The 2,828-nt window shown below is 72.1% G+C and carries 1 protein-coding gene; it reads left to right on the top strand.

Features of this window, described 5'->3' with window-relative positions:
- Positions 1 to 2,828 (top strand): beta-ketoacyl synthase N-terminal-like domain-containing protein (locus ACYP33_RS14725; RefSeq protein ID WP_459622574.1); only part of this gene is annotated, 2,828 nt, incomplete at both ends.

Here is a 2,828-nt window from a genome sequence, read left to right as displayed (position 1 = left end):
GCGGGCGGGGTGACGTCGAGCCAGCCGCCGTCGGAGTCGGCCTCGGCCGTGCCGCCGCCGGGCCTGCCGGTGCCGCAAGATGCGGGCGGGGTGACGTTGAGCCAGCCGCCGTCGGAGTCGGCCTCGGCCGTGCCGCCGCCAGGCCTGCCGATGCCGCAAGAGGCGAGCGGGACATCGTCGAGCCTGCCGCCGTCGGCACCGACCCCGGCTACGCTCCAATCGGGCGCGGAACATATCGACCCGGCGCAGCCGATTGCGATCGTGGGCCTGGCCGGGCGTTACCCCGGCGCGAGTTCGATCGACGCGTTCTGGCAAAACCTGGCCGCCGGCCGCGACGGCATCGGCGAAGTGCCGGTGCAGCGCTGGGACCACAGCCGTTTCTACGATCCGCGCGCGGGCGTGGCCGGCAAGACCAACAGCAAGTGGGGCGGATTCCTCGACGACGTCGATGGCTTCGACCCGCTGTTCTTCAATATCGCGCCGAGCGAGGCGGCCTACATGGACCCGCAGGAGCGTCTGTTCCTGCAATGCGCGTGGGAGACGCTGGAAGACGCCGGCTATACGCGGGCCGCGCTGGCATCGGGCGCGGCCGGCCTGGGCGGCGGCAACGTCGGGGTGTTCGTCGGCGTGATGTACGAGGAGTACCAGCTTTACGGCGCGGAATCGACCGGGGCCGGGCGTCCGGCCGCGCTGGGCGGCAGCGCCGCATCGATCGCGAACCGGGTGTCGTACTTCTGCAATTTCCATGGCCCGAGCCTGGCGGTGGACAGCATGTGTTCCTCGTCGCTGAGCGCGATTCACCTCGCCTGCGACAGCCTGCGTTCCGGTTCGTGCGACGCGGCCCTGGCGGGCGGCGTGAACCTGACGCTGCATCCGAACAAATATCTGCTGCTGTCGCAGGGCCGCTTCATGTCGAGCACGGGGCGATGCGCGAGCTTCGGCGAGGGCGGCGACGGCTATGTGCCGGGCGAGGGCGTGGGCGCGGTGCTGCTCAAGACGCTCGACCGGGCCGTGGCCGACGGCGACCAGATCTACGGCGTGATTCGCGCGAGCGCGCTCAATCATGGCGGCAAGACGCATGGCTACACGGTGCCGAACCCGCATGCGCAGACGGCCGTGATCGCGCGCGCACTGGCGCGGGCCGGCGTGGATGCCGGCGACATCGGCTATATCGAGGCGCATGGCACGGGCACCTCGCTTGGCGATCCGATCGAAATCGCCGCGCTGGGCCGCGTGTTCGACCCGGCCGGCGTGGCGCGCGGCGCCTGCGCGATCGGCTCGGTCAAATCCAACATCGGGCATGCCGAAAGCGCGGCCGGGATCGCCGGCCTGACCAAGGTGCTGCTGCAGATCCGGCACGGGCAGCTCGCGCCGTCGCTCCATTCGAGCACGCTGAATCCGGCCATCGATTTTGCGGCCTCGCCGTTCCGCGTGCAGCGCCGGCTCGAAGCCTGGCCGCGACGCCGCGTCGAGACCGCCGACGGCGTGCGCGAACAGCCCCGGCTTGCCGGGCTGTCCTCGTTCGGCGCGGGCGGCGCGAATGCGCACATGATCATCGAGGAATTCATACCGGCGGCGCGGCCCGAGGGCGCGACGTGGCGGATCGACGCCGACGCGCCGGCCATCTTTCCGTTCTCGGCGCGCAGCCGGGAGCGTTTGAGCGAAGTCGTCGAGCGCTTCGTCGCGTTGCTCGACAGTTGCGACGACGCGGATCTGCCGGCGCTGGCCCACGGCCTGCAGGCGGGCCGCGAGGCATTCGAGCTGCGGCTTGCCGTGGTGGCGGGCACGCTCGCCGAACTGCGCGCCAAGCTTCGGGCTGTGCTGGCCGCGGGCGGCGAGGCGATCGTCGCGTACGGCCGGCAGCAGCGTGTGGGCGAGGCCGACGTCGATCGACTGATCGCAAACGGCGATCTCGATGCGTTGGCCGAGCATTGGGCGAGACACGGCGCGCTCGACTGGTCGCGCCTGCGCGGCGCGGCCGCCGCGCCACGCAAGCGCAGCCTGCCGACCTATCCGTTCGCGCGCGAGCGGTACTGGTTCGGCCGTGACGGCGGCCCGGGCGCTGGCCCCGGCGCCGGCCCGGGGCGCGAGCCGGAGCGGCGTGCCGCCGAACCGAGCGCGCCGGATGTCGTGCCGCAGGACGCGGCGGCGCGGGCCGTTGCCGCCGACCAGGCGTCGGCGCCGGCCGGGTTGCCGTTGCCCTTGCTGTTCGCGCCGTCCTGGCATGCCACCGAAACGCACGAACCGCAGGCGCAAGCCGACGTGTTCGCCGCCGATCATCTGGCCGACCGCAATGTGGTCGTGCTCTGCGAAATCGACGGTGCGGCGTCGTTGAGCGTGGCGCTGGCGCCCGCCGAATGCATCGTGATGGCGTCGCCGGAGCCGCAGGCCCACGTGCGCTACGCCGCCTATGCGGCGCGTCTGCTGGAGCTGGTGCAGGAACTGGCGCGCGCGCGGTCGAAGCGCGTGCTGCTGCAGGTGGTCGTGCCGGCCGACGGCGCGGGCGCGCTGTTCGCGGGCCTGGGCGGCCTGCTGCGCTGCGCGCAGTTCGAGCATCCGTCGCTGCGCTGCCAGTTGATCGAAATCGCGGGCGAGCCGACGGATCTCGCCGCGCGCTTGCGGGCCGAGCGCTTTCGTGGCGATGCGGCCGTGCAGGTGCGTTTCGAACAGGGCCGGCGCTGGGAGCGGCAATGGCATGAACTCGACACCGCGCCTGCCTCGCCTGCCGCGTCGTCGGATGCGGCCTTGCCGTGGAAGGCGGCCGGCGTTTACCTGATTACCGGCGGCGCGGGCGGATTGGGCCTGTTGCTGGCCGAGGAGATTGCCGC

The organism is Burkholderia sp. 3C, from assembly GCF_054589155.1.
Note: the sequence above shows the minus strand (reverse complement) of the source record. Positions and strands in the feature narration are given on the sequence as shown.